Origin of the sequence: Streptomyces sp. NPDC002701 (genome assembly GCF_042889045.1) — a bacterium.
In the GTDB taxonomy this organism is placed as follows: Bacteria; Actinomycetota; Actinomycetes; order Streptomycetales; family Streptomycetaceae; genus Streptomyces.
On sequence record NZ_JBIAQL010000002.1, the window covers coordinates 265293 to 291668 of the forward strand.

General features: G+C 72.5%; 20 protein-coding genes. 17 read left to right on the forward strand and 3 right to left on the reverse strand.

Features of this window, described 5'->3' with window-relative positions; all coding sequences use genetic code 11:
• The first annotated feature begins 12 nt into the window (after nucleotides 1–12).
• Both ACFYXC_RS05560 and ACFYXC_RS05565 read left to right on the forward strand, forming a co-directional pair.
• A complete protein-coding gene (locus tag ACFYXC_RS05560; RefSeq protein ID WP_389547296.1) occupies nucleotides 13–756 on the forward strand; it encodes an amino acid ABC transporter ATP-binding protein in 744 nt (247 codons plus the stop codon).
• A 16-nt stretch (nucleotides 757–772) separates the two neighbouring features.
• Nucleotides 773–1048: a hypothetical protein gene (locus tag ACFYXC_RS05565; RefSeq protein WP_389547298.1), complete on the forward strand. Its 276-nt coding sequence runs from the start codon at nucleotides 773–775 to the stop codon at nucleotides 1046–1048.
• 189 nt (nucleotides 1049–1237) lie between these two features.
• Here ACFYXC_RS05565 and ACFYXC_RS05570 read toward each other — a convergent pair whose 3' ends face one another.
• Nucleotides 1238–2002, reverse strand: coding sequence for a hypothetical protein (locus ACFYXC_RS05570; protein ID WP_389547301.1), 765 nt, complete (start codon nucleotides 2000–2002; stop codon nucleotides 1238–1240).
• Between the two features lie 104 nt (nucleotides 2003–2106).
• Between ACFYXC_RS05570 and ggt the strand changes: the two genes are divergently transcribed.
• From ggt to ACFYXC_RS05605, 7 genes are all read left to right on the forward strand, one after another.
• Entirely contained in the window at nucleotides 2107–3936 is a 1830-nt protein-coding gene (gene ggt, locus ACFYXC_RS05575; protein ID WP_389547304.1) for a gamma-glutamyltransferase, read from the forward strand.
• A 123-nt stretch (nucleotides 3937–4059) separates the two neighbouring features.
• Nucleotides 4060–5721, forward strand: a complete 1662-nt coding sequence (locus tag ACFYXC_RS05580; RefSeq protein WP_389547307.1) for a hypothetical protein — start codon at nucleotides 4060–4062, stop codon at nucleotides 5719–5721.
• A gap of 188 nt (nucleotides 5722–5909) precedes the next feature.
• Nucleotides 5910–6752: a nitrilase-related carbon-nitrogen hydrolase gene (locus ACFYXC_RS05585; protein ID WP_388907633.1), complete on the forward strand. Its 843-nt coding sequence runs from the start codon at nucleotides 5910–5912 to the stop codon at nucleotides 6750–6752.
• Nucleotides 6753–6826: 74 nt separating this feature from the next.
• Nucleotides 6827–8104 (forward strand): aspartate aminotransferase family protein, encoded by a 1278-nt coding sequence (locus ACFYXC_RS05590; protein WP_388908349.1) that lies wholly within the window; start codon nucleotides 6827–6829, stop codon nucleotides 8102–8104.
• 102 nt (nucleotides 8105–8206) lie between these two features.
• Nucleotides 8207–9610, forward strand: a complete 1404-nt coding sequence (hydA, locus tag ACFYXC_RS05595; protein ID WP_389547311.1) for a dihydropyrimidinase — start codon at nucleotides 8207–8209, stop codon at nucleotides 9608–9610.
• Nucleotides 9611–9626: 16 nt separating this feature from the next.
• On the forward strand, nucleotides 9627–10646 hold the full coding sequence (locus ACFYXC_RS05600; RefSeq protein WP_389547314.1) for a TIGR03842 family LLM class F420-dependent oxidoreductase: 1020 nt from the start codon (nucleotides 9627–9629) through the stop codon (nucleotides 10644–10646).
• Nucleotides 10647–10697: 51 nt separating this feature from the next.
• Entirely contained in the window at nucleotides 10698–12329 is a 1632-nt protein-coding gene (locus ACFYXC_RS05605; RefSeq protein ID WP_389547317.1) for an NCS1 family nucleobase:cation symporter-1, read from the forward strand.
• Nucleotides 12330–12361: 32 nt separating this feature from the next.
• On the opposite strand, the gene ACFYXC_RS05610 is transcribed toward ACFYXC_RS05605, so the two are convergent.
• Nucleotides 12362–13027, reverse strand: a complete 666-nt coding sequence (locus ACFYXC_RS05610; RefSeq protein ID WP_389547320.1) for a hypothetical protein — start codon at nucleotides 13025–13027, stop codon at nucleotides 12362–12364.
• Between the two features lie 241 nt (nucleotides 13028–13268).
• Here ACFYXC_RS05610 and ACFYXC_RS05615 point away from each other — a divergent pair, with 241 nt between their 5' ends.
• The 8 genes from ACFYXC_RS05615 (at nucleotide 13269) to ACFYXC_RS05650 (ending at nucleotide 25726) form a co-directional block, all read left to right on the forward strand.
• Nucleotides 13269–13931, forward strand: a complete 663-nt coding sequence (locus ACFYXC_RS05615) for a DUF4232 domain-containing protein (protein ID WP_389547323.1) — start codon at nucleotides 13269–13271, stop codon at nucleotides 13929–13931.
• 474 nt (nucleotides 13932–14405) lie between these two features.
• A complete protein-coding gene (locus ACFYXC_RS05620; RefSeq protein ID WP_389547326.1) occupies nucleotides 14406–16430 on the forward strand; it encodes a gamma-glutamyltransferase family protein in 2025 nt (674 codons plus the stop codon).
• 182 nt (nucleotides 16431–16612) lie between these two features.
• Nucleotides 16613–17458: an inositol monophosphatase family protein gene (locus tag ACFYXC_RS05625; RefSeq protein WP_389547329.1), complete on the forward strand. Its 846-nt coding sequence runs from the start codon at nucleotides 16613–16615 to the stop codon at nucleotides 17456–17458.
• Between the two features lie 126 nt (nucleotides 17459–17584).
• Nucleotides 17585–18994: a phytoene desaturase family protein gene (locus tag ACFYXC_RS05630; protein WP_389547332.1), complete on the forward strand. Its 1410-nt coding sequence runs from the start codon at nucleotides 17585–17587 to the stop codon at nucleotides 18992–18994.
• Entirely contained in the window at nucleotides 18991–19500 is a 510-nt protein-coding gene (locus ACFYXC_RS05635; protein WP_389547334.1) for an O-acetyl-ADP-ribose deacetylase, read from the forward strand. Before ACFYXC_RS05630 ends, ACFYXC_RS05635 begins: the two co-directional genes overlap by 4 nt.
• Nucleotides 19501–19671: 171 nt before the next feature.
• On the forward strand, nucleotides 19672–23589 hold the full coding sequence (locus ACFYXC_RS05640; protein WP_389547337.1) for a glycoside hydrolase family 2 TIM barrel-domain containing protein: 3918 nt from the start codon (nucleotides 19672–19674) through the stop codon (nucleotides 23587–23589).
• A 92-nt stretch (nucleotides 23590–23681) separates the two neighbouring features.
• Nucleotides 23682–25238: an AlkA N-terminal domain-containing protein gene (locus ACFYXC_RS05645; RefSeq protein WP_389547340.1), complete on the forward strand. Its 1557-nt coding sequence runs from the start codon at nucleotides 23682–23684 to the stop codon at nucleotides 25236–25238.
• On the forward strand, nucleotides 25235–25726 hold the full coding sequence (locus tag ACFYXC_RS05650; RefSeq protein WP_388917283.1) for a methylated-DNA--[protein]-cysteine S-methyltransferase: 492 nt from the start codon (nucleotides 25235–25237) through the stop codon (nucleotides 25724–25726). Before ACFYXC_RS05645 ends, ACFYXC_RS05650 begins: the two co-directional genes overlap by 4 nt.
• Nucleotides 25727–25736: 10 nt before the next feature.
• Here ACFYXC_RS05650 and ACFYXC_RS05655 read toward each other — a convergent pair whose 3' ends face one another.
• Nucleotides 25737–26270 (reverse strand): NUDIX domain-containing protein, encoded by a 534-nt coding sequence (locus tag ACFYXC_RS05655; protein WP_388917280.1) that lies wholly within the window; start codon nucleotides 26268–26270, stop codon nucleotides 25737–25739.
• Between the last annotated feature and the right edge of the window lie 106 nt (nucleotides 26271–26376).

Genomic DNA, 26376 nt, shown 5'->3' on the forward strand with positions numbered 1-26376 from the left:
GTGGGGCTGAGCATGGCCGTCGATCCGTTGATCGAGCTGCGTGACGTCAACAAGTACTTCGGGGAGCTGCATGTCCTGCGGGACATCGACCTCACCGTCGGCAGGGGAGAGGTGGTCGTGGTCGTCGGCCCCTCGGGGTCGGGCAAGTCGACCCTCTGCAGGGCGATCAACCGTCTGGAGTCCATCCGGTCGGGTGAGATCCTCCTGGACGGACAGCCGCTCGCGACGGAGGGCAAGGAACTCGCGCGGATCCGCGCCGAGGTCGGCATGGTCTTCCAGTCCTTCAACCTCTTCGCGCACAAGACGGTCCTGCAGAACGTCTCGCTGGGGCAGTTGAAGGTGCGCGGCCGCAAGAGGGCCGAGGCCGACAGGCGCTCGCTCGAACTGCTCGACCGGGTGGGCCTCGCCTCCCAGGCGCCGAAGTACCCGGCACAGCTCTCGGGGGGCCAGCAGCAGCGCGTGGCCATCGCCCGCGCCCTCGCCATGGATCCGAAGGTGCTCCTCTTCGACGAGCCGACCTCGGCGCTCGACCCGGAGATGATCAACGAGGTGCTCGAGGTCATGCGGCAGCTCGCGCGCGACGGCATGACGATGCTGGTCGTCACCCACGAGATGGGGTTCGCCCGCTCGGCGGCCAACCGTGTCGTCTTCATGGACGACGGCGCCATCGTCGAGGACCGCACCCCGGAGGAGTTCTTCACCGATCCGCGCAGCGACCGCGCGAAGGACTTCCTCTCCAAAATCCTCACACACTGAGCGGGGGAGCGTGATCATGATCCGTACGGCACGTGTACGTCCTGTCGCGGCGGCGTCCGGCGTTTTCCCCGCGACCGCCGTCCGCGGCGCCCACGGCCCCCGTGGCGCGTCCCGACTCGCCGTCCCCGTACCGGAGTCGGCGTGCCCGCCCGGCTCTGACGAGGACTTCCGCCGGGCCGCAGGGCCGGCCGCGCCGGGACTCGACTACGCTTTGTCGTTCGTCCCCGAGGTGACGGAGGCTGTCGAAGGCGCCTCGGCCGGCCCGGGGACGCTGCTGCCGGGCACGCGGTAGCGAGGGGCTATGGCCCGTCCGGCAGCAGCCGGAGATCACTGCTCGCACAGCGGGACCGACGGATACGTCGGTCGGCCGCGGGTGAGGAGAAGGTCAGCTGCGCGCCGGTCGGGTTGTGCTCGATGTGCGGCGGGCCGACCGTGCCCACGACCGGGACGTGAAGGTGACGGAACCTACGGGACGGCCCCCTCAGGAGGCGCGGTGGGTGTTCCGTGCGGACGCGGCGGGGGCAGCGGGCAGCGGGGTCTGCGCGGCACGGGTGACATCGGCCACCAGTTCGACGACGTCCGGTCCGTACGCCTGGGAGTTCACGACCTTCAGCAGCAGGACGAAGGAGTTGTCCCCGTGCTTGCGGTACAGCCGCTCGTGGTTGCGGGCCAGATAGCGGGTCGCCGCCTGGTTGGTGATCGCGCGCTGGCCGCAGAAGAGGAACACCGGCCTGCTCGGACCGGGCTGCCCGGCCGTGAGCCGGGCGAGCAGGACGTACTCGGTCAGGCCCGGTTCCATGCGGTGGCGCTCGGTGCCTATCTGGAACGCCAGCCGGTCCGGCCCCGGTTCCGGGTCGGTGTTCACGCGCACACCCGGCAGCATGGCCTGCATATGGGCGGCCATCCGGCGGTTGGACCCCGGGCCGCCGACGCAGAACTCCGTGCGTTCCCCGAAGCCCTGCCGGGCCGCGTCCTGGGTGATCACGTCGGCGTGCGCGTTGCAGTCCTTGATCAGGGCGGCGAGTTCCAGCAGGGCGAACACGTCGTAGCGGTGGACGGCCAGATCGGGGCTGCCGGCGTCGCGGTTGACCACGAGCAGCGACTCGGAGTGGTCGGGCAGCCCGAAGAAGGTCTGCTTGCGGCGGAGTTTCCGCTTCCACAGGTAGGTCCGGGCGATCCAGCCCAGCGAGGCGCTGAGGCCCGCCGCGATCACCCCCAGGACGATGTTGCGCACGTCGTCAGTCATGGGCGCGCATGCTAGCGGGCGCACGCAGCGGTGTTCGAGAGGGACCTGACGCGGCCGTGCCGGGGAAGTTACGCTGCGCGGACGGTCGTTGACTGGAGGTACTGATGGGGCGCTCGGTCAGGCGGAGACTTGCTGTGCTGGCGGTGTCGGCGGCGGTGGTGTCGGTGGGCGCGGCACCGCCCTCTTCCGGGGCAGCCGGGGAAGGCGGGACGGCCGCGGGTGGCCGCGGCCCGGCGGAGAAGGCGCCGGTCGCCGTCGGATACGGCGGAGCCGTCGCGAGCGTCGACGCGGACGCCTCGGCCGCCGGTGTGGAGATCCTGCGGCAGGGCGGCAACGCGGTGGACGCGGCCGTCGCCACGGCAGCCGCCCTCGGTGTCACCGAGCCCTACTCGTCGGGCATCGGCGGAGGCGGCTACTTCGTCCACTACGACGCCAGGTCCCGTACGGTGCACACGATCGACGGACGCGAGACGGCACCCCTGACGGCCGACTCCGGGCTCTTCCTGGAGGACGGCCGGCCGATCCCGTTCGCCGACGCCGTGACCAGCGGGCTGGGGGTGGGCACGCCCGGCACCCCCGCCACCTGGCAGACGGCCCTGGACAGTTGGGGCAGCAAGCGGCTCGGGACGCTGCTGCGGCCCGCCGAGCGGCTCGCGCGGGACGGGTTCACCGTCGACGCCACCTTCCGCTCGCAGACCGAGTCCAACGAGGCGCGGTTCAGGAACTTCCCGGACACCGCCGAGCTGTTCCTGCCGGGCGGGTCGCTGCCGGTGGTCGGCTCGACGTTCAAGAACCCCGACCTGGCCCGTACGTACGAGGAACTGGGCCGCAAGGGGGTGGGCGCGCTGTACCGCGGCGGGCTGGCCCGGGACATCGTCGACACGGTCAACGAGCCGCCGGTGGACCCCGCTTCGGGGTACGACGCCCGCCCCGGCGAGCTGTCGCTGAAGGACCTGGCGACGTACCGGGCGAAGCGCCAGGCGCCCACGAAGACCTCGTACCGCGGACTGGGGGTCTACTCCATCGCGCCCTCCTCGTCGGGCGGCACCACGGTCGGCGAGGCCCTCAACATCCTGGAGAACACCGACCTCTCCAAGGCGTCGGACGTCCGGTACCTGCACCGCTTCATCGAGGCGAGCCGGATCGCCTTCGCGGACCGGGGGCGCTGGGTGGGCGACCCCGCCTTCGAGGACGTACCGACGAAGGAACTGCTCTCGCAGCGGTTCGCCGACTCGCGCGAGTGCCTGATCAAGGACGACGCGGTGCTCACGAGTCCGCTGGCGCCGGGCGATCCCCGCGACCCGGCGGCCTGCTCGGCCGGGGGTACGGCCGCGCCGACGACGTACGAGGGCGAGAACACGACCCATCTGACGACGGCCGACAAGTGGGGCAACGTCGTCGCGTACACCCTCACCATCGAGCAGACCGGCGGCAGCGGGATCACCGTCCCGGACCGCGGGTTCATCCTCAACAACGAGCTGACCGACTTCTCCTTCGCGCCGGCGAACCCGGCCGTGCACGACCCGAACCTGCCCGGGCCCGGCAAGCGGCCGCGTTCGTCGATCTCGCCGACGATCGTGCTCGACCGCCATGACCGGCCGGTGGTGGCGCTGGGGTCGCCCGGTGGCGCGACCATCGTCACGACGGTCCTCCAGACGCTGACGGGGTTCCTGGACCGGGGACTGCCGCTCGTCGACGCGATCGCGGCTCCGCGGGCCAGTCAGCGCAACCAGACGACCACCGAACTCGAACCTGGGCTGTGGGACAGCCCGTTGCGGGGGCGGTTGGAGGCCATCGGGCACGGGTTCCGGCAGAATCCGGAGATCGGGGCCGCGACGGGAGTGCAGCGGCTGCCGAACGGGAAGTGGCTGGCGGCGGCCGAGACGGTGCGGCGGGGCGGCGGCTCGGCGATGGTCGTGCGGCCGGCGTCGTAGCCCGGACCGGTACCGCGATTCCCCGTGTCCCTGCGGGGGCGAGAACGTGGCGTAGCGCCTTCGTAACACGAATGGTGTTTTCTACCGGGTCGGAGTACTCCGGTCCGGCGTGGGGTGAACGCAATGACGGTGGAACAACTCCCGGAGCAGGTCCGGGAGTTCGCGCAGTACCTCGGTGGCCTGCTGTCCCGGCTCGACCAGGGGGGCGGCTGGTGCGGGGTGTTCTGGCAGCGCGACCCGGAGGGGATGCGGGCGTGCCTGGACGGCTGGGAGGTGCCGCCCTGGGACGTCGTACAGGCCGTTCTGCAGGACCTGGCGACCGAGTACGGTGACCGGGCCGCCGCTCAGGAGGCCGAGCGGGCCCGGGCGCTGCACAGCGCCTCGCTCGCCGCGTACGACGCGCGGCCCGGCGGCCGTGACGCCCTGGGCGACCGGCTCGACGTCATGCTGCGCGAACAGCGGTACGCCACCGAACGGCTCGCCGAACTGGAGCGGTCGCTCCCCGCGGCCACCACCCCGGCGGACACCGACGCCCTCCGCGTCGACCTGGCCTGGGCCCGCGACGACCACGACCGGGCGACGGCCCGCTGCGCCGAACTCCGCGCCCGCATGGACGAGTTGGACCGGCGCACGGCAGGTGGCCACGCGCGGCGGACCCAGCCGATCCCGCCCGCCGTGGACGGCGGGGACGCCGTGTGGACCGCCGAGCCGCGGGAGGACCGTGGCGGAGGCGGGCCCGGACCGGCGGGCGCCGCCCGGGTGCGTGCGCAGCGGACGGCGGCGGACGAGGACGACTGGCCGGACCTGTGGCGCGACGCCTCCGCGGACCGGGCCGCAGGACAGGAGACCGGCGTGTCGGCCACCGGCGCGGGCCGTCCCTCCGGTGCCGCGCCCGCCCCACAGGCGTCCGGCACGGCGGCCCGGGAGGCCCCCGAGGCACCCACGGCTCCCGCACCCTCCGCCACCGGACAACGGTCCAAGCGCCGCTTCCGGGGCGGCGCGCGCGGCGGTGCCCGCTTCGCCGGCCTGCCGGAAGCGGAGGCCGGGACGGGCACGGAAGGAGGCGCGGGCACCCCCGTGATGCCCGTACCCCCGGTGGCTCCCGTACCCCCCGCGCCGGCGTCTCAGCCGGTCTCGCGGCCCGCGGAGCGTGCCCCGCGGGGTGCCCGGTTCGCCGGGGGTGCCGCGAGCACCGGGGCCGACAGGGGCGCCGGGGAGGACGAGCGGCCGAAGCCGCGGCGTGAGCCACTGGACGACGAGGCGCGGCGGACCACGGTCGAGACCGTCGCGCGGCTCGTGCGGCTGCGCGCCGGGGGCCGCAGCGGTGAGGCGCACGCCGTGCTGGTGGAGGCCGCGTACTGGCCCGCCGCCCGTCTCCCGCTCCTCGCCGCCGAACTGCACCGCGCCGGTCTCGGCGCCGACTGGGCGAACCTGCTGTGGGAGGCGGTCTCGCTGCCCGCCGACCGGCTGGTCGCCGCGGCCGACGCGCTGGCCGCGGCCGGCCGCACGGCGGACGGCGAGCAGATGCTGCGCCAGGGCGTCGTACGCCCGGCGTCCGAGATAGGAGAGGCCGTCCTGGGTCTCGTCGAGGCGGACCGGCACCGCGAGGTCCGCGCCCTCCTCGACGCGTACGTCCGCGTCCGAGCCCCCGAAGAGGCCGTCCGCAGCATCGAGGCCGACCCGCGGCTTCTCGCCCCGCCGCTCCTGGAGGCCGCCCGCGGTGTCTCGGAGCAGCGCTACTGGGACCTCGTCCACGCCCTGCGGGTGGCGGGCCACACGGCGTGAGGGGGCCGGTCGGTCCGGGTTCTGCGGGCGACCTTCGAAGGCTCACCCACAGGGGTGCGAAACATGATCGACTCCGACCGTTGACGACGATGGTCTTGCCCAGTGCGGCGGCGAGGCTTACTTTCGGGCTCTACGCCCCGTGTCTACGGGCGTAGAAGCTCTCTGACGTCACGTCGAAGGAGCAGCTCATGGCCAACGTCGTACGCGCCGCTCTGGTCCAGGCCACCTGGACCGGCGACACCGAATCCATGATCGCCAAGCACGAGGAGCACGCCCGCGAGGCGGCCCGGCAGGGCGCGAAGATCATCGGTTTCCAGGAAGTCTTCAACGCCCCCTACTTCTGCCAGGTCCAGGAACCGGAGCACTACCGCTGGGCCGAACCCGTGCCCGACGGCCCGACCGTCACCCGGATGCGGGATCTCGCCCGCGAGACCGGCATGGTCGTCGTGGTCCCGGTCTTCGAGGTCGAACAGTCCGGCTTCTACTACAACACCGCGGCGGTGATCGACGCCGACGGCACGTACCTCGGCAAGTACCGCAAGCACCACATCCCGCAGGTCAGGGGCTTCTGGGAGAAATACTACTTCAAACCGGGCAACCTCGGCTGGCCCGTCTTCGACACCGCGGCAGGCAAGGTCGGCGTCTACATCTGCTACGACCGCCACTTCCCGGAGGGCTGGCGCCAGCTCGGCCTCAACGGCGCCCAGATCGTCTACAACCCGTCGGCGACCTCCCGGGGCCTGTCCGCCCACCTGTGGCAGCTGGAGCAGCCGGCCGCCGCCGTCGCCAACGAGTACTTCGTCGCCGCGATCAACCGGGTCGGCGCGGAGGAGTACGGGGACAACGACTTCTACGGGACGTCGTACTTCGTGGACCCGCGCGGCCAGTTCGTCGGTGAGCCGGCCGACGACAAGGCCGAGGAACTCGTCGTCCGCGACCTCGACCTCGGCCTGATCGAGGAGGTCCGACAGCAGTGGGCCTTCTACCGGGACCGCCGCCCCGACGCGTACGAAGGGCTGGTGCAGCCGTGACGACAGACGCCCCCCAGGGGCCGGCACCGGCCCGGAGCGCGGCCGGGGGCCCGGCCCGCGGCCCCGGCAAGGACCTGCACCGGCGCCACCGGGCGGTCCTGCCCGACTGGCTCGCCCTCTACTACGCCGACCCGATCGAACTCACCCACGGCGAGGGCCGCCACGTCTGGGACGCCGACGGCAACAAGTACCTCGACTTCTTCGGCGGCATCCTCACCACCATGACCGCGCACGCCCTGCCCGAGGTGACGAAGGCCGTCAGCGAGCAGGCCGGCCGGATCAACCACTCCTCGACGCTCTACCTCAACGCGCCGATGGTCGACCTCGCCGAACGGATCGCCGGGCTGTCGGGCATCCCGGACGCGCGGGTCTTCTTCACGACCTCGGGCACCGAGGCCAACGACACCGCGCTGCTGCTGGCCACCGCGTACCGCCGCAGCAACCAGATCCTCGCGATGCGCAACAGCTACCACGGCCGGTCGTTCAGCGCCGTCGGCATCACCGGCAACAAGGGCTGGTCGCCGACCAGCCTGTCACCCCTCCAGACGCTGTACGTGCACGGCGGGGTCCGCACCCGCGGCCCGTACGCGGACCTGGACGACGCCGGCTTCGTCGCGGCCTGCGTCGCCGACCTGGAGGACCTGCTCGGCCACGTCCGCGCGCCCGCGGCCCTCATCGCGGAACCCGTCCAGGGCGTCGGCGGCTTCACCTCACCCCCGGACGGCCTGTACGCGGCGTTCCGCGAGGTCCTCGCCGCGCGCGGCATCCTGTGGATCGCCGACGAGGTGCAGACGGGCTGGGGCAGGACCGGCGAGCACTTCTGGGGCTGGCAGGCACACGGCCAGAGCGGGCCGCCCGACATCCTGACCTTCGCCAAGGGCATCGGCAACGGCATGTCCATCGGCGGGGTCGTCGCCCGCGCCGAGATCATGAACTGCCTCGACGCCAACTCCATCTCGACCTTCGGCGGCACGCAGGTCACCATGGCGGCCGGTCTCGCCAACCTCACGTACCTCCTGGAGCACGACCTCCAGGGCAACGCCCGCCGGGTCGGCGGACTGCTCATCGAGCGGCTGCGGGCCGTCGCCGCGCGGTTCCCGGGGGTACGGGAGGTCCGGGGCCGCGGGCTCATGATCGGCGTCGAGCTGGTGAGGCCCGGCACCGACGAGGCGGACCCGGACGCGGCAGCCGCCGTGCTCGAAGCGGCCCGCGCCGAGGGCCTGCTGATCGGCAAGGGCGGCGGTCACAGCACCAGCGTCCTGCGTATCGCCCCACCCCTGTCCCTGACGGTCACGGAGGCGGAGGAGGGTGCGGCGATGCTGGAACGCGCGCTGCGAAGCGCCGGGCTTTGAGGGCGCGGGGAACCGCGCGACCAGCCACGACGTACCCGCACGTACGCACGACCTCGGTCCACCGCCGCATGCCCCTGGGGTGCCGACGACAGGAGAGGAACCATGAGCAGCCGTACCGTCATCCGCGGTGGCCTGGTGATCACCGCAGCAGACGAACTCCACGCGGACATCCTCATCGAGGACACCCGCATCGCCGCCCTCGCCGCGAGCGGCACCCCCGCCGCCGCGGCCTGGACCGCCGAGCGCACCATCGACGCCACCGGCAAGTACGTGATCCCGGGCGGTGTCGACGCCCACACCCACATGGAGCTGCCCTTCGGCGGCACCTTCGCCTCCGACTCCTTCGAGACCGGCACCCGGGCCGCCGCCTGGGGCGGCACGACCACGATCATCGACTTCGCGGTCCAGAGCGTCGGCCACTCCCTGCGCGAGGGTCTCGACGCCTGGCACGCCAAGGCCGACGGCCGATGCGCCATCGACTACGGCTTCCACATGATCGTCTCCGACGTCGACCAGGACACCCTGAAGGAGATGGACCTGCTGGTCGAGGAGGGTGTCACCTCCTTCAAGCAGTTCATGGCCTACCCCGGCGTCTTCTACAGCGACGACGGCCAGATCCTGCGTGCCATGCAGCGCTCCGCCGAGAACGGCGGCCTCATCATGATGCACGCCGAGAACGGCATCGCGATCGACGTGCTGGTGGAGCAGGCGCTCGCGCGCGGCGAGACCGACCCCCGGTACCACGGCGAGGTGCGCAAGGCGCTGCTGGAGGCCGAGGCCACCCACCGTGCCATCAAGCTCGCCCAGGTGGCCGGCGCCCCGCTGTACGTCGTGCACGTCTCGGCGACGGAGGCCGTCGCCGAGCTGGCCCGGGCCCGCGACGAGGGCCTGAACGTCTTCGGCGAGACCTGCCCGCAGTACCTGTTCCTGTCGACCGACAACCTCGCGGAGCCGGACTTCGAGGGCGCCAAGTACGTGTGCTCGACACCGCTGCGGCCCAGGGAGCACCAGGCGGCCCTGTGGCGGGGCCTGCGCACCAACGACCTCCAGGTCGTCTCCACCGACCACTGCCCCTTCTGCTTCGTGGGCCAGAAAGAGCTCGGCAGGGGCGACTTCTCGAAGATCCCCAACGGTCTGCCGGGCGTGGAGAACCGGATGGACCTGCTGCACCAGGCCGTCGTGGACGGGCACATCTCGCGCCGCCGCTGGATCGAGATCGCCTGCGCCACCCCGGCCCGGATGTTCGGCCTCTACCCGAAGAAGGGGACGATCGCGCCGGGTGCCGACGCGGACGTCGTCATCTACGACCCGCACGCCGAGCAGATCATGTCCGCCGAGACCCATCACATGAACGTCGACTACTCGGCGTACGAGGGCAGGCGCACCACCGGCCGCGTCGAGACGGTCCTGTCGCGCGGCGAACCCGTCATCACCGGGCGGGAGTTCACCGGCCGCGCCGGGCACGGCGTCTACACCCCCCGTTCCACCTGCCAGTACCTCACCTGAACCAGGAGCGGCGCCCATGGACTTCGGACTCGTCCTGCAGACCGACCCCCCTGCCTCCCGTGTCGTCAGTCTGATGAAGCGGGCCGAGCGCAACGGCTTCACGTACGGCTGGACCTTCGACTCCGCCGTGCTCTGGCAGGAGCCGTTCGTGATCTACAGCCAGATCCTGGCGAACACCACGAAGCTGAAGGTCGGCCCGATGGTGACGAACCCGGGCACCCGCACCTGGGAGGTCACCGCCTCGACCTTCGCCACGCTCAACGACATGTTCGGCAACCGCACGGTCTGCGGCATCGGCCGCGGCGACTCGGCGATGCGCGTGGCGGGCCGCAGACCGAACACCCTCGCGCGGATCAGCGAGGCCATGAAGGTGATCAGGGCGCTCGCCCGGGGTGAGGAGGCCGACCTCGGCGGTACGGCCGTCCGGTTCCCGTGGATCGGTCCGGGCGCCGAACTCCCGGTGTGGATGGCCGCGTACGGACCCAAGGCCCTGCGGATGACCGGTGAGGAGGCCGACGGGTTCATCCTCCAGCTCGCCGACCTGTATCTCACCGAGTACATGGTCAAGGCGGTGAAGACCGCGGCGGCCGGTGCCGGACGCGATCCGGACGACGTCACGATCTGTGTGGCCGCCCCCGCCTACGTCACCGAGGACGGCTCGCCCGGGGCGCTCGCCCACGCACGCGAGCAGTGCCGGTGGTTCGGCGGCATGGTCGGCAACCACGTGGCCGACCTCGTCGCCAAGTACGGCGAGCACTCCGCCGCCGTCCCCGAGGAACTCACCGACTACATCGCGTCCCGCGAGGGCTACGACTACTCCCACCACGGACGCAGCGGAAACCCGGACACGCGGTTCGTGCCGGACGAGATCGTCGACAGGTTCTGCCTGATCGGCACGGCCGAGCAGCACATCGCGAAACTGAACGCCCTGCGGGAGCTGGGCGTCGACCAGTTCGCCCTGTACGACATGCATGACGCTCAGGAGGCGGTCATCGAGGCGTACGGATCGACGGTCATCCCCGCCGTCAACAGGTAGGAGCGCCACCCGCACGGCCTCTCCCGTCCCGCCTCATCGATTGGCCTGCTCATGACAGAGACCGTCCCTCCGGGGCCGCCGATATCCCCGGCATCCCAGTCCGCCGACGCCGACGGCCGTGTCGAACTCGCCCCCGGTGCCTTCCCCGCCGACAGCCCCTTCGCCAACGAGGACCTGCGTCCCGTCCCGGTCTCCGAGCGCAGGTGGACGACGTACAACTTCGCGGCGCTGTGGATCTCCATGGCCCACTGCATCCCCAGCTGGACCCTCGCCTCCGGCCTGGTCGCCCTCGGCATGGACTGGAAGCAGGCCGTCTTCACCATCGCGCTGGCCAACGTCATCGTGCTGCTGCCGATGCTGGCCACCGGGCACGCCGGACCCAAGTACGGCATCCCCTTCCCCGTGCTGGCCCGTGCCTCCTTCGGACTGCGCGGCGCCAACGTCCCGGCGCTGATCCGGGCGGCCGTGGCCTGCGGCTGGTTCGGCATCCAGACCTGGATCGGCGGCAGCGGCATCTTCGCGCTGGGCTCCAAGCTGACCGGCGGGGAGTGGGAGAACGCGGGGAAGATCGCCGGCAACCCCTGGCCGCTGTGGCTGTGCTTCCTGCTCTTCTGGGCCGTGCAGATCGCGATCATCCACCGCGGTATGGACTTCCTGCGGCGCTTCGAGAACTGGGCCGCGCCCGTCGTGATCGTCGGCGCGTTCGTGCTGCTGATCTGGATCGCCGTCAAGGCCGACGGCTTCGGCGCGCTGCTCGACCAGCCCTCGAAGCTCGGCTGGGGCGCCGACTTCTGGCCGGTCTTCTTCCCGTCGCTGATGGGCATGATCGGCTTCTGGGCCACGCTCTCGCTCAACATCCCCGACTTCACCCGCTTCGGCGCCAGCCAGAAGGCACAGACCTGGGGGCAGAGCCTCGGCCTGCCGACGACCATGACGTTGTTCGCGGTCCTCGCCGTACTGGTCACCTCCGGCTCGGAGGCGGTCTACGGGGAGCCGATCTGGGACCCGGTCGCGCTCGCCGCGAAGACGGACAACGCCTTCGGGCTGGTCTTCGCGCTCTTCATCGTGCTGATCGCCACGGTCTCAGTGAACATCGCGGCGAACGTGGTCTCACCGGCCTACGACCTGTCCAACCTGGCGCCCAAGTTCATCACCTTCCGCACCGGCGCGCTGATCACGGGTGTCATCGGCATCCTGATCTTCCCGTGGAAGCTGATCTCCACCCCGGAGTTCTACATCTTCACCTGGCTCGGGGTGGTCGGCGGGCTGCTCGGCACGGTCGCGGGCATCCTGATCGCCGACTACTGGATCGTCCGGCGTACGGTCCTGCACCTGGCGGACCTCTACACGCCCGGCGGACGCTACTGGTACACGAACGGCTGGAACTGGCGGGCGGTGCTGGCCTTCGCGGTCGGCGGCGTACTGGCCGTCGGCGGCTCGTACTCGAACGTCGACGCGAAGGGGGCGAAGCTCGGCCCGTTCCCGGTCGACGGACTCGTCCCGTTCCTCAAGCCGCTCGCCGACTACGGATGGGCGGTCGGGCTCGCCTCGTCGCTGGTCCTGTACGTCGTGCTGATGGCACCCACGCAGCGAGCGGAACAGGCGGAACGAGCGGAACGGGCCGGGCGGAACGGGCCGGACGGCGGGATCGAACGGGGGAAGCGCACGGGCGGGGCCGCCTGACAGTGCTCGGCCGGCCGCGCCGGCGGCCGCTCCTACTGAGCGGCCTCCAGCGCGGCCATCCCCTCCTTGGCGGCCTTGATGGCCCCCTTGTTGATCTCGTCCGAACCGGGTGCCTTCTTCGTCTCGAAGTCACTGCCGTTGTACGTGACGACCACCAGCGCGTTGGACGCGCGGACGATCACCATGCCCTCGCGGGTCTGCTGCTTGTCGGCGGTGGCCAGGTTCACCACCGAATACGCCTCGTCGCCGACACCGGGGACCCGGCCGCCGCCGCTCTTCTCCGTCGTGCGCTGCTTGTAGGCGGCCAGCGCGCTCTCGTCCGACTTCTTGATCTCGTACGAGATGTCGAGCCAGCGGTAGTCGAAGCCCTTCAGCGCGTTCCAGGAACAGGTGCGGCGCAGCGACTCGTCGGTCGAGGGGATCTCCTTGCCGGCCGTCTTGGCACCGGGCACCAGCGAGGTCACCGTCTTCTTCGTCACGCCGTCGCAGGGCGCGGGGGAGTCCTCGTACGTACGGCTCGCCGCGGCGGTCGCGGGTGCCGACGGAGACGCCCCGCCATCGGGGGCGGCTGACTTCTTCTCCGCGGCCACGGGCGCGGCGAGCGGCCCGGACGACAGCGCCCAGCCCGCCGCGGCGAGCACGACGACCGGCGCCAGACGCGCGGTGAGAGCGAGAGGAAGAGAACGCACGGCGCACATTTCGTGGGGGACGGTGCGGAGTGGTCCGCACAGCGGACGGGAGACGGGACGCCAGTGTCACACGCGTGGCTGTGCGGCGGAAGTGCGAACTCGCTCCGTACCCGCGCGGTGACAGTACCTACTGTTCCTGCCCGGCGCAGAGACCGCCGGGTCCCGGGCCGCTCGTCCCGGCGGCGGGGAGCGGTGGCGTGGGGGCGGCGCAGGGGCGTCTTCCGGTGGGGTCCCGTGTGATGATCGGCTCGTGATCGCGATACGCCCGAGGCCGTCCCGCACCGCCGCCCTCGTCCGCCTGCTGGTGCCGGTGCTGGTGCTGGGGACGAGCGGGTGCGGGCTCTCCGCGGAACTGGACCGCGAGACCAACCCCGAACGCACGCCGCCACCGAAGCCGACCCTGACGGTGGTACCGCCTTCGCCCTCGCCGCCGTCCCCGCAGCCGTCCTCGCCCTCGCTCCCCGAGCCGTCGCCGGCGGTGCCCGGACAGCAGGGGGCGGGCTGCCCGGCGTCCGGTCTGCGCTTCGAGGCCGACCAGGGCGACGCGGCGATGGGACTGCGCGCCATGGGGCTGCACGTCACCAACTGCGGTGAGCGGACCGTCGAGTTGACCGGCTACCCCGCCGTCACCGTCCTGGACGGGTCGGGCGACCCCTTCCCGGGCGTACGGACCGTCCAGGGCACGGACCAGGTGTCCATGGCACCGGAGGACCCCGGTCCCGCCCCGCTGACCCTGAAGCCCGGCGGGACGGCACGCGCGAGCCTGTACTGGCGGATGCACAACCAGGACGGCGTGTACCTCCGCGTCGCCGCGAGGAAGGGGGACGACACCGTGACCGTACGGCCCCCGTATCCGCTGGACATCGGCCCGGAGAACGTCCTCGGGACGACCGCGTGGCAGCCGGTGCCGTAGGACCCGGAGCCTTCGGGCCCCCGCCCGGGGCCGTGTCATGGGTCGGGAGTGGCGGGAATGCGCTCGGGTGTGGACAACTCCGAACGAATCCAGCCGCAACGCCCGCTTCGGTTCCCCGGCGGCCGGTTCCCGGGCCGCGACGGTCAGCGGATCGGGATCGTGCGGGGGACGGTCCGGCGCCGGACCGCCGGTGAGCAGCAGTGCGACCAGTGGGCGGGCATCGGCTTTCATGAAGCGGCGTCCCCCTCGTCCGCGGCCCCGCACCGTCCCCCGAAGTGGGTGCGGCGACCACTACCGGCTCAGCACCGTGACCGGGCCCGGGCGACAGGCCGGGAACGGGAACGGAGTTTCGAGGCCGCCGCCGTTCGAACCGGCGGTCCTTGCCCGGGTGCGGAACCGGCGGTCCCCACCTGGGTGCGACGGGCGACGTGTGCGTACGATCGCCCGATGCCCGCCCCGCTGTGAGGAGTCACCGTGTTCACCACCCGACCCACGCTCCAGGGCACCTTCGGAATGGTGTCCTCCACGCACTGGCTCGCCTCGCAGTCGGCGATGGCCGTGCTGGAGGACGGCGGCAACGCGTACGACGCCGCCGTCGCCGCGGGTTTCGTGCTGCACGTCGTCGAGCCCCATCTCAACGGGCCCGCGGGCGAGGTGCCGATCATCCTCGCGCCGGCCGGCGGGGAGGTGCAGGTCCTGTGCGGGCAGGGTGTGGCACCGGCCGGGGCCACGGTCGCCCACTACCGGGGACTCGGCCTGGACCTGGTGCCCGGCACCGGGCCCCTCGCGGCCGCCGTGCCCGGCGCCTTCGACGCGTGGATGCTGCTGTTGCGCGACCACGGCACGAAGTCGCTTGCGGATGTCCTGAAGTACGCCATCGGGTACGCGCAGGACGGGCACGCGCCCGTGGAACGCGTCGGCGAGACGGTCGAGACCGTACGGGACCTCTTCGCGAGCGAGTGGACGACGTCCGCCGCGGTCTACCTGCCGGACGGCGAGCCCCCGCGACCGGGCGAACTGTTCCGGAACCCCGCACTGGCCGCGACCTGGCGACGCCTGATCACAGAAGCCGCCCGGGACTCCGATGCCGCCCGGGAGTCCGGAGCCGCCCGGGAGTCCGGAGCCGCCCGGGAGTCCGGAGCCGCCCGGGAGTCCGGAGCCACCCAGGAGTCCGGAGCCGCCCGGGACTCCGACGCCGGCCAGGGCATCGAGGCCGGCCGGGGCTTCGAGGCCCCGGGCCTCGGGACCGGCCCGGAGTACGACTCCCGGGTCGCCGAGATCGAGGCCGCGCGGCGGATCTGGCGCGAGGGCTTCATCGCCGAGGCGCTCGTGCGGCAGGCGGCCCGGCCCACGCTGGACACCAGCGGCGAACGCCACCGCGGCACGCTGACGGCGGCCGACCTGGCCGCGTGGTCGGCCTCCTACGAGGCCCCGGCCACGTACGACTGGCGTGGCTGGACCCTGTGCAAGGCCGGCCCCTGGAGCCAGGGCCCGGTGTTCCTCCAGCAACTGGCCCTGCTGCCGCCCGAACTGCCGCGGTACGGCTCGGCCGCGTACGTGCACCTGCTGGTCGAGGGCTGCAAGCTCGCGATGGCCGACCGGGAGGCATGGTACGGGGACGCCGGCACGGTGCCCCCGGCGGAGCTGCTGACGGACCTGCTGTCGGAGGAGTACAACGCCGGGCGCCGGACGCTGATCGGCGAGAAGGCGTCGTACGAGCTGCGCCCGGGAAGCCCCGGCGGGCGGACCCCGCGGCTCAGCGGGCACGCGCGCGCGGTGGCCGCCGGAGAGGGTGTCGCCGTCCCGCCGGCGGCGGGCGCCGGCGAGCCGACCGTGGCCAAGTACCCCACGTCCCCCGTGCCCGGCGAGCCGGACGTCTCCGCGGACGGCGGCACCCGGGGCGACACCTGCCACCTCGACATCGTCGACCGCTGGGGCAACATGGTCTCGGCCACGCCCAGCGGCGGCTGGCTGCAGTCCAACCCGGTCGTGCCCGAACTGGGCTTCCCGCTCGGCACCCGGCTCCAGATGGCCTGGCTGGAGGAGGGGCTGCCCAACTCCCTTACCCCGGGCCGCCGTCCGCGCACGACGCTCACCCCGTCGCTCGCGCTGCGGGACGGGGTCCCCGTCATGGCGTTCGGCACGCCGGGCGGTGACCAGCAGGACCAGTGGCAGCTGCACTTCTTCCTGGCCGTCGCCCTGCGCGCACAGGTACGCGGCGGCCCCGACCTCCAGGGCGCGATCGACGCCCCGAACTGGCACAACGACAGCTTCCCCGGCTCCTTCCACCCGCGGGGCATGCGGCCCGGCAGCGTGACCGTCGAATCCCGCACGGACCCAGGGGTCGTAGAGGAGCTGCGGCGCCGCGGCCACGACGTCCAGGTCGGCGACGACTGGTCCGAGGGGCGGCTGTGCGCGGTGGCACGGGACCCGCGGACCGGGGTGCTGTCGGCGGCCGCGAATCCGCGCGGCATGCAGGGGTACGCGGTCGGACGCTGATCCGGGGCCCGGTCCCGGCGCGCCGGGCGCACGCCCCACGGAGCGCCGCGTGCACACAGCGCTGTGCCGTTCTCACCGTGTGCTGACCCAGGAGACCCAGAGGCACTCGTTGTTCATGGCGATTCCACCCGTGATGCACCCACCCGGCGGGGATTGTCAGTGACACGTGCTCTCATGGAGGCATGATCGAACACATGGAAACCATCGACGAGTTTCTCGCGCACCGCACCGCCGATGTCGAGGAGGCCGTGCGCAAGGCGGCCGCCACCGAGATCATGCCGCGCTTCCGGCGGCTCGCCGCGCACGAGGTGGACCAGAAGACCGGCCCGCACGACCTGGTCACGGACGCCGACCGCAAGGCCGAGGAGTACCTCACCGGGGTGCTCGGCAGGCTGCTGCCCGGCTCGGTCGTGGTCGGCGAGGAGGCGGTCCACGCCAACCCGGCGACGTACGAGGCGATCCAGGGCGAGGCCCCCGTCTGGATCGTCGACCCGGTCGACGGCACCCGCCAGTTCGTGCACGGCGACCCGGGCTTCTGCACCCTGGTCGCGCTGGCCCGGCGCGGAGTCGTCCTGGCGTCCTGGACGTACGCCCCGGCCCGTGACCGACTGGCCGTCGCCGTACGGGGCCGCGGCGCCCTGCTCGACGGCGAACCCCTCCGGTCCGGCGCGCCCGCCCCCGGCCGCGACCTCGAAGTCGCCACCTCCCACCCGGACTACACGACGGACGACCAGAAGCGCGCGCTCCTCGGGCTGCGCACGGCGGGCGTCGCCCCGCGCCCCTGCGGCTCGGCCGGTCTGGAGTATCTCGCCGTCGCCCGCGGCGAGTTGGACGCGACCGCGTTCTCCTGGGAGGCCGCCTGGGACCACGCGGCGGGGATCCTGCTCGTCGAGGAGGCCGGCGGCGCGCACCTGACGCTCGCGGGGGAGCCGTTCCGCATAACCGGCGGGAACACGCTTCCGTTCACGGCGGCACGGGACGCCGCCACGGCCCGCCGGGTGGTGGACCTCCTCACGGCCGGCGCCTGAGGCGTGGTGCCGCGCGAGCCGTGCTGCCGCGCGGCCGGAGCGGGGCCGGGGCCGGACGGCCGAGGACCCGGCATATCCTGATCCCCAGAGGCCATCGGCTGACAAAGGAGTCCGAAGGTGCCGTCGATGCTCGATGCCGTCGTGGTGGGTGCGGGACCGAACGGACTGACGGCTGCCGTGGAGCTGGCCCGCCGCGGCTTCTCCGTGGCCGTCTTCGAGGCGCGCGACACCGTCGGAGGCGGCGCCCGCACCGAGGAGCTGACCCTGCCCGGCTTCCGGCACGACCCGTGCTCGGCCGCGCATCCCCTGGGCGTGAACTCACCCGCCTTCCGCGCGATGCCCCTCGACCGGTACGGGCTGGAGTGGCTCCACCCGGCACTGCCCATGGCGCACCCCTTCCTGGACGGCACGGCGGCCGTGCTGTCCCGGTCCGTGGCCGAGACGGCGGCCTCGTTCGGACCGCGTGACGCGGGCACGTACCGACGGCTCGTGGAGCCCTTCACACACCGATGGGACGCCCTCGTACAGGACTTCATGTCCCTGCCGCTCAGTGCGCTGCCCCGCGACCCGGTCACCCTCGCCCGTTTCGGCCTGGCCGGTCTGCCGCCCGCGACCTGGCTGATGCGCAGGTTCCGCGACGAGCGCGCCAGGACCCTGTTCGCGGGACTCGTCGCGCACGTCATGTCCCCACTCGGCGGCCTCGCCACCGGTGCCGTCGGCCTCGTCTTCGCGCTGGCCGCACACGCGCGTGGCTGGCCCGTCGCCCGCGGAGGCTCCCAGGCGATCTCCGACGCGCTCACCGCGTACCTGAAGGACCTCGGCGGCGCCGTCCACACCGACTACGAGGTCAAGCGTCTCGACGACCTGCCGCCCGCCCGCGCGTACGTCTTCGACACCTCGCCCACCGCGCTGAGCCGGATCGCGGGCTTCGGCCGGTACTACGAGCACTACCGGTACGGGGCGGGCGTCTTCAAGATCGACTACGCCCTCGACGGACCGGTCCCCTGGACCGCGCGGGAGGCCCGCTCGGCCGGCACGGTACAGGTCGCCGCGGACAGCAAGGAGATCGGGACCGCGCTGCGCGCCGCCTCCCGCGAGGGCCGGGCCCCCGACGCGCCGTTCCTGATCACCGTGCAGCCCAGCGTCGTCGACCCCTCCCGTGCGCCCGAGGGCAAGCACGTGTTCTGGGCGTACGCCCACGTCCCGAGCGGCTGGACCGGAGACCTCACGGACACCGTGGAGCGCCAGTTGGAGCGGTTCGCGCCGGGCTTCCGCGACCGCGTCCTCGCCCGCGCCACGGCGGGCCCGCCCGAACTGGCCGCCCGCAACGCCAACTACGTGGGCGGTGACATCGGCTGCGGCGCCGCCTCCGGACTGCAGCTGATGCTGCGCCCCAGGCTGACGCTGTCCCCGTACGACACCCCGCACCCCGCGGTGTTCATCTGCTCCTCGGCCACCCCGCCAGGACCCGGCGTGCACGGCATGTCGGGGCACAACGCCGCCAAGGCCGTATGGAAGAGGCTGCGCCGCTCATGACCACCGTGAAGCTCGTCCGGGGCGACATCACCGAGCAGCGCGTGGACGCCATCGTCAACGCCGCCAACTCCTCGCTGCTGGGCGGCGGGGGAGTGGACGGCGCCATCCACCGGCGGGGCGGCCCGGAGATCCTCGCCGAGTGCCGCGCACTGCGCGCCTCGACGTACGGCAAGGGGCTGCGGACCGGCCGGGCCGTCGCCACCACCGCCGGCCGGCTGGACGCCCGGTGGGTGATCCACACCGTCGGACCCGTCCACAGCCGCAGCGAGGACCGGTCCGGACTGCTGGCGTCCTGCTACCGGGAATCACTGCGGGTCGCCGACGAACTGGGCGCGCGGACCGTCGCGTTCCCGGCCGTCTCAGCCGGGATCTACGGATGGCCGCTGGACGACGCCGCCCGTATCGCGGTCGGGACGGTGCGGGACACCGGCACGGCGGTGGCCGAGGTGCGGTTCGTCCTCTTCGACGAGCAGGCGTACGAAGCGTTCGCCGCGCAGGTCGGCTGACCGGACCCGGACCCGGCCCCCCAGGAACACACAGAGTCCGACAGGGTCATTGCTCCTGTTGTGTTCGGGTCCTAGGGTTTCCGTTGGCTCATCAGGTGCCCCTGTCCTCAGCACTCTCTTTTCGGCCCTCAGTTCGCGCACCCCACTGTCGTACCGAGGAAGGCCACAGCCATGCCGTTCCCGCACCCGCGCCTGTCTCCCGTCAGCCGCCGTCGACTCCTTGAAGGAGGAGCCGCCGCCCTGGGCGCGCTCGCCCTGCCCGCGTCGTCCCCGGCGGCCCACGCGGCCGGCCGGCCCACCGCGGCCGACGATTCCCCCGAGTGGAACGGCGCCATCGACGTCTTCCAGGTCGGCAGCGAGCCGCCGCACACCACGCTCACGCCCTACGCGGACGTCGCGCAGGCCCTGGCGGGCGACCGCACCCGCTCGCCGTACCGGATGAGCCTCGACGGGATGTGGAAGTTCGCCTACGCCGACCGCCCGGACGACCGGGACACCGACTTCCACCGCACCGACGTCGACGACAGCTCCTGGGACACCGTCCCCGTCCCCTCCGTCTGGCAGCTGCACGGCTACGACTTCCCGATCTACATCAACATCACCTACCCCTACTGGGGACCCAACGGCCTGGGCGAGGAGCCGCAGCCCCCCGCGGCCCCGACCCGCTACAACCCCGTGGGCCAGTACAGACGCACCTTCACCGTCCCGCGGGGGTGGTCGGGCCGGCGGACGTTCCTGCACTTCGAAGGCGTCAAGTCCGCCCACTACGTGTGGATCAACGGCGAACTGGTCGGCTACCGCGAGGACTCGTACACCCCCGCCGAGTACGACATCACCCCCCACCTGAAGCCGGGCACCAACCAGATCGCGGTGGAGGTGTACCGCTACTCCGACGGTGACTGGCTGGAGGACCAGGACATGATCCGGCTGAGCGGCATCTTCCGCTCGGTCCACCTCTACTCCACCCCGGCCGTGCACCTGCGCGACTTCAGGCTCGACACCCCGCTGAGCGACGGCTACCGGGCCGCCGAGCTGTCGGTCACCGCGAGCGTGCGCGACTACGGCGGCCCGGGCGGCTTCGAAGACGGCGGCACCGCGTACTCCGTCGAGACCCAGCTCTACGACGCCCGCGGGCACGCCGTCTGGCCGCGCCCGCTCCACCAGGCCGTCGACCTCGGCTCGGCCCCGGCCGGTCAGGACGTGACCGTACAGGCCGCCAGGGCCGTGCCCGCGCCGAAGCTGTGGTCGGCCGAGGACCCGTACCTCTACACGGCCGTGCTGCGGCTGCGCGACCCGGCGGGCAAGGTCGTCGAGACGCTCTCGCACCGGGTCGGGCTGCGCGAGTTCGCGCTGAAGGACGGGCTGATGCGCATCAACGGCCGGCCCGTCTCCCTGCGCGGCACCAACCGGCACGAGATGCACCCCGACCGCGGCACCGCGCTCACCCGCGCGGACATGGTCCGGGACATCGAGATCATCAAGCGGACCAACATCAACACCGTCCGCACCTCGCACTACCCCAACAACACCCTCTGGTACGAACTCGCCGACGAGTACGGCCTGTACCTCGTGGACGAGACCAACCTGGAGACCCACGGCATCCGCGACGAGTACCCCGGGGACCACGCCGACTGGACCCGGGCGTGCGTGGCCCGCGCGCGGAACATGGTCCACCGCGACAAGAACCACGCCTCGGTCGTCATCTGGTCGCTCGGCAACGAGGCGGGCGGCGGCAGCACCTTCGTCGCCATGCACGACTGGATCCGCTCGTACGACCCCACCCGCGTCATCCAGTACGAGGGCGACGACCGCCCGGGGATCAGCGACATCCGCTCGGAGATGTACGAAAGCCCCGCACGCGTCGAGGCCCGCGCCCGGGACACCTCCGACACCCGCCCGTACGTCATGATCGAGTACTCCCACTCGATGGGGAACTCGACCGGCAACTTCAAGAAGTACTGGGACGTCGTCCGCCGCCACGACGTGCTGCAGGGCGGCTGGATCTGGGACTTCGTCGACCAGTCCCTGACCACGCCGACCCCGGCGCGCGTGCTGTTCACCGAGACCGGACCCGGCGCGGTGCGCGGCGAGATCCAGGCCGGCGGCGCGACCTTCGACCGCAGGAACGGCCTCTCCGGCAGCACCGTCTTCGCCCGCGACACCGGCCTCGACATCACCGGCTCCCTGACCCTCGAAGCCTGGGTCACCCCGCACGTGACCGGCTACCACCAGCCGCTCATCGCCAAGGGAGACACCCAGTACGCCCTGAAGCAGACGGACCGGACGCTGGAGTTCTTCCTCCACGGCGACGGCCAGTGGATCACCGCGAGCTGGGCGCTCCCGGACGACTGGACCGGCCGGGAACACCACGTCGCGGGAGTCTTCGACGCACAGGCCGGCACGCTCACCCTCCACGTCGACGGCACGGTCAGGGCCACCCGCACCACCACTCGGCGGCCCGCGATCGCCACCGCACCGCTCTCGCTCGCCACGGACGTCGACAACCCCACCCGCGAGTTCAGCGGCACGATCCGCCGGGCGCGCGTCTACGCCCGCGCCCTGTCCGCGGCCGAACTCGCGTCGGAGGGACGCGGACCCGGCGACGACGGGGTGCGGTTCTGGTTCGACGCGGCGACCGTGAAAGTCACCGAGAAACGGGCGAGGGAGCGCACGTTCTTCGCGTACGGCGGCGACTGGGGCGACCACCCGAACGACGGGGCCTTCGTCGCGGACGGCATCGTGACCGCCGACCGCGGACACACCGGCAAGGCCGCCGAGGTCAAACAGATCTACCAGGCCGTCAACGCCGCACCGGCCTCGTCCGGCACGTCCCTCACTCCGGGCGCCGCGATCACCCTCACCAACGAGTACCTGTTCACCGGCCTCCGCGCGTTCGACGGCAGGTGGACGCTCGTCGCCGACGGGAAGACCGTGCGGCGCGGCAAACTGAGCCGCACCCAGCTGGACGTACCACCGCTCAGCAGCAAGGACATCACCGTGCCGTTCGCGCTGCCGGACCGCCCGGCACCCGGCACGGAGTACTTCCTGCACCTGTCCTTCACCACCAGGGAACGCACGAAATGGGCGCCCGCCGGCTTCGAGGTGGCCAAGCAGCAGATCCCGGTCGACGCGGACACCCCGGCCGTACGGCCCGTCCCCCTGTCCCGCGTACCCGCGCTGCGCCACCGGGACGGCAGCCGAACCGTCGTGGTGCGCGGGGACGGCTTCACCGTCACCGTCGACAAGAGCACCGGCGTCATCACCTCGTACGAGGTCCGGGGCACCCGGCTGATCACCTCGGGACCCGTGCCGAACTTCTGGCGGGCACCGACCGACAACGACCGCGGCAACGGCCAGCACGTCCGCAACCAGACCTGGCGCGACGCCGGGACCCTGCGCGCGGTGACGGCCGTGAGCGTGCGCACCTTGCGCGACCGGGCCGTGCGGATCAAGGTCGAGGGAACCCTGCCCACCACCACCGCGTCGGCGTACACCACCACGTACACGGTCTTCGGCAACGGCGAGATCAAGGTCGACAACACCCTGCACCCGGGCGCCGCGAACCTGCCCTACATCCCCGAGGTCGGCACCCTGCTGTTCCTGCCGGGCCGCCTGGAACACCTGCACTACTACGGCCGCGGCCCCGAGGAGAACCACTGGGACCGCAACGACGGCACCGACGTGGGGCTGTACTCCGGGACCGTCACCGGCCAGTGGACGCCCTACATCCGCCCGCAGGAGAACGGGAACAGGACCGACGTCCGCTGGGCCGCCCTGACCGACCGCGGCGGCACCGGACTGCTCGTCAGCGGCGAACCGCTCATCGAGGTCAACGCCTCGCACTTCACCCCCGAGGACCTCTCGGCCGGTACACGCCACGACTACCAGCTGACCCCGCGGGACGAGGTCGTGCTCCGCGTCAACCACCGCCAGATGGGGGTGGGCGGCGACAACAGCTGGGGCGCGCACACGCACGACGAGTACAAGCTCTTCGCCGACCGGGACTACGCCTACACCTACCGGTTGCGCCCCCTGACCGGCGTCGACGGGGCCACGGCCGCCTCCCGGCGGCCCACCGCCGAGGAATGAGCGGAGCCCGGGCGGCCGAGGAGCGAACGGAGCCCGGGCAGATGTCGGATTCCCGCCAGCCATCGCCCTGACCGAGGGCGATGCTGGTGGGCATGCAGAACGGGATGCACACCGAGACCGAGCGCTGCGTGCGCGCCGTCCAGTCGAAGGACGCCCGTTTCGACGGCTGGTTCTTCACCGCGGTCCTGACCACCCGGATCTACTGCCGGCCCAGCTGCCCCGTCGTGCCGCCGAAGCCGGAGAACATGACGTTCTACCCGAGCGCCGCCGCCTGCCAGCAGGCCGGTTTCCGGGCGTGCAAACGCTGCCGCCCCGACACGAGCCCCGGCTCGCCCGAGTGGAACCAGCGGGCCGACCTCGTGGCCCGTGCGATGCGGCTGATCGGCGACGGGATCGTGGACCGCGAGGGCGTGCCGGGGCTGGCGACCCGCCTCGGCTACAGCACCCGGCAGATCGAACGCCAGCTCCTCGCCGAACTGGGCGCGGGACCGCTGGCCCTCGCCCGCGCCCAGCGGGCCCAGACCGCACGGCTGCTCATCGAGACGACACCGCTCCCGATGGCCGAGGTCGCCTTCGCGGCGGGTTTCTCGTCGATCCGCACCTTCAACGACACCGTCCGCGAGGTCTTCGCCCTCGCACCGGGCGAACTGCGCACCAGGGCGCCCGCGAACAGGGCCACCTCCACCGGCGCACCGGGGACGCTGTCCCTCCGCCTCCCCTTCCGGGCGCCGCTCAACCCCGACAACCTCTTCGGCCACCTCGTCGCGACCGCCGTGCCCGGTGTGGAGGAGTGGCGCGACGGCGCGTACCGGCGCACCCTGCGACTGCCGTACGGGCGCGGGGTCGTCGCGCTCACCCTGGCCCCCGGTCACATCGGCTGCCGCCTCACCCTCAGCGACCTGCGCGACCTGACCGTCGCCATCAGCCGCTGCCGCCGCCTGCTCGACCTGGACGCCGACCCGGTCGCGGTCGACGACCAGTTGCGGACGGATCCGGTGCTGGCGCCCCTCGTCGACAAGGCACCGGGCCGCCGGGTGCCGCGCACGGTCGACGAGGCCGAGTTCGCCGTACGGGCCGTCCTGGGCCAGCAGGTGTCCACGGCCGCCGCCCGTACGCACGCGGCCCGTCTGGTCGCGGCCCACGGCGAGCCGGTCGAGGACCCCGAAGGCGGCCTCACCCATCTCTTCCCGTCGGCCGAGGCCCTGGCGGCCCTGGACCCCGAGGCCCTCGCGATGCCCGCCACCCGCCGCACCACTCTCACCACCCTGGTGGCCCGGCTGGCGGACGCCACACTCAGCCTGGGCATCGAGGGCGACTGGGCACGGACCAGGGCGGAGCTGCTCGCACTGCCCGGTTTCGGCCCCTGGACCGTGGAGGTCATCGCCATGCGCGCTCTCGGCGACCCGGACGCCTTCCCGGTCACCGACCTCGGAGTCCGGTACGCCGCACGGGAGCTGGGCCTGCCGTCCACGCCCGCCGCGCTGACGGCACGCGCCACGGACTGGCGGCCCTGGCGCGCGTACGCCGTCCAGTACCTGTGGGCGACCAGCACGCACCCGGTCAACTTCCTCCCCGGACAGCCACCCCACGCACCGAAGGACGCCAGTGAAGGACGCGGTGAAGGACGCACAGTGAAGGACGCACGATGAAACAGCACACCGTCATCGACAGCCCGTACGGCCCGCTCACCCTCGTCGCCACCGACGGCGTCCTGTCCGGGCTCTACATGACCGACCAGCGCCACCGGCCACCGCAGGAGACCTTCGGCAGCCCGGACGACACGGTCTTCGCCGAGGCGACCGCGGAACTGGCGGCCTACTTCGCGGGCGAGCTGACGGACTTCTCCGTCCGGCTCGACCTCGTCGGCACCCCGTTCCAGCGCGCGGTCTGGGCGGAGCTGCGGCGCATCCCGTACGGCGAGACCCGCACGTACGGCCAGCTCGCGGACGCCCTCGGCAATCCGAAGGCGTCCCGGGCGGTGGGCCTCGCCAACGGCAGGAACCCGCTGGGCATCATCGTGCCCTGCCACCGGGTGGTGGGCGCGAACGGCAGCCTGACGGGCTACGGCGGCGGCCTGGAACGCAAGCAGCGGCTGCTGGACTTCGAACGGGGGGCGGGGGTGGCGGCGCTGTTCTGACAGGGCCTGCTCAGGTGCCGGGCGTGGCGTGCCCGGCCTCCCGGGGCGGCCGGACGCCGGCGCGGTGGCCGTTCTCCAGTTCCGCCGCCCCCGTGTCCCCCGCGAGCACGTCCAGGGCGGCGGCCACGCGACGGCCGAGGGCGCCCGGCAGGTACTGCGGGAGGTCCTCGCGGGGGACCAGCCGCCAGGACAGCAGCTCCGACTCCTGGAGGCGGATCGCCCCGAACTGCTCCTGCGTCAGGACGCCGCCGTCGTACAGGTACGCCACGACCGGCGGCCGCCGGGCGCCGGGCACCCAGTCCACCGCGAGCAGCCGGCCGATCGGCAGGTCCAGGCCGATCTCCTCGAGGGTCTCCCGGTGGGCCCCCTGCCGCGGGGTCTCGCCGGCGTCCGACTCGACGGTGCCGCCCGGCAGCGCCCAGCCCTCACGGTAGTCGGGCTCGACGATCAGCACCCGGCCCCCGGCGTCCCGGAAGAGCGCGGCGGCTCCGACGAGCACACGGGGAAGGCCCGCGATGTACGTGGCGTAGTCAGGAGTCGTCATCGGACCAGCCTAACGAGGGCCGGCCCGGCGTGATCGGCCGCACGGTCCACCCGCCCGGCCCGCCGGTCCGGGCCCGTCAACCCACGGGAGGCGCCTACACCCGGTG

Coding starts and splice junctions, on each gene's coding strand:
- ACFYXC_RS05560 (WP_389547296.1), top strand. CDS start 13: ATGGCCGTCGATCCGTTGATCGAGCTGCGTGACGTCAACAAGTACTTC.
- ACFYXC_RS05565 (WP_389547298.1), top strand. CDS start 773: ATGATCCGTACGGCACGTGTACGTCCTGTCGCGGCGGCGTCCGGCGTT.
- ACFYXC_RS05570 (WP_389547301.1), bottom strand. CDS start 2,002: ATGACTGACGACGTGCGCAACATCGTCCTGGGGGTGATCGCGGCGGGC.
- ggt (WP_389547304.1), top strand. CDS start 2,107: ATGGGGCGCTCGGTCAGGCGGAGACTTGCTGTGCTGGCGGTGTCGGCG.
- ACFYXC_RS05580 (WP_389547307.1), top strand. CDS start 4,060: ATGACGGTGGAACAACTCCCGGAGCAGGTCCGGGAGTTCGCGCAGTAC.
- ACFYXC_RS05585 (WP_388907633.1), top strand. CDS start 5,910: ATGGCCAACGTCGTACGCGCCGCTCTGGTCCAGGCCACCTGGACCGGC.
- hydA (WP_389547311.1), top strand. CDS start 8,207: ATGAGCAGCCGTACCGTCATCCGCGGTGGCCTGGTGATCACCGCAGCA.
- ACFYXC_RS05600 (WP_389547314.1), top strand. CDS start 9,627: ATGGACTTCGGACTCGTCCTGCAGACCGACCCCCCTGCCTCCCGTGTC.
- ACFYXC_RS05605 (WP_389547317.1), top strand. CDS start 10,698: ATGACAGAGACCGTCCCTCCGGGGCCGCCGATATCCCCGGCATCCCAG.
- ACFYXC_RS05610 (WP_389547320.1), bottom strand. CDS start 13,027: ATGTGCGCCGTGCGTTCTCTTCCTCTCGCTCTCACCGCGCGTCTGGCG.
- ACFYXC_RS05625 (WP_389547329.1), top strand. CDS start 16,613: ATGATCGAACACATGGAAACCATCGACGAGTTTCTCGCGCACCGCACC.
- ACFYXC_RS05630 (WP_389547332.1), top strand. CDS start 17,585: ATGCTCGATGCCGTCGTGGTGGGTGCGGGACCGAACGGACTGACGGCT.
- ACFYXC_RS05635 (WP_389547334.1), top strand. CDS start 18,991: ATGACCACCGTGAAGCTCGTCCGGGGCGACATCACCGAGCAGCGCGTG.
- ACFYXC_RS05640 (WP_389547337.1), top strand. CDS start 19,672: ATGCCGTTCCCGCACCCGCGCCTGTCTCCCGTCAGCCGCCGTCGACTC.
- ACFYXC_RS05645 (WP_389547340.1), top strand. CDS start 23,682: ATGCAGAACGGGATGCACACCGAGACCGAGCGCTGCGTGCGCGCCGTC.
- ACFYXC_RS05650 (WP_388917283.1), top strand. CDS start 25,235: ATGAAACAGCACACCGTCATCGACAGCCCGTACGGCCCGCTCACCCTC.
- ACFYXC_RS05655 (WP_388917280.1), bottom strand. CDS start 26,270: ATGACGACTCCTGACTACGCCACGTACATCGCGGGCCTTCCCCGTGTG.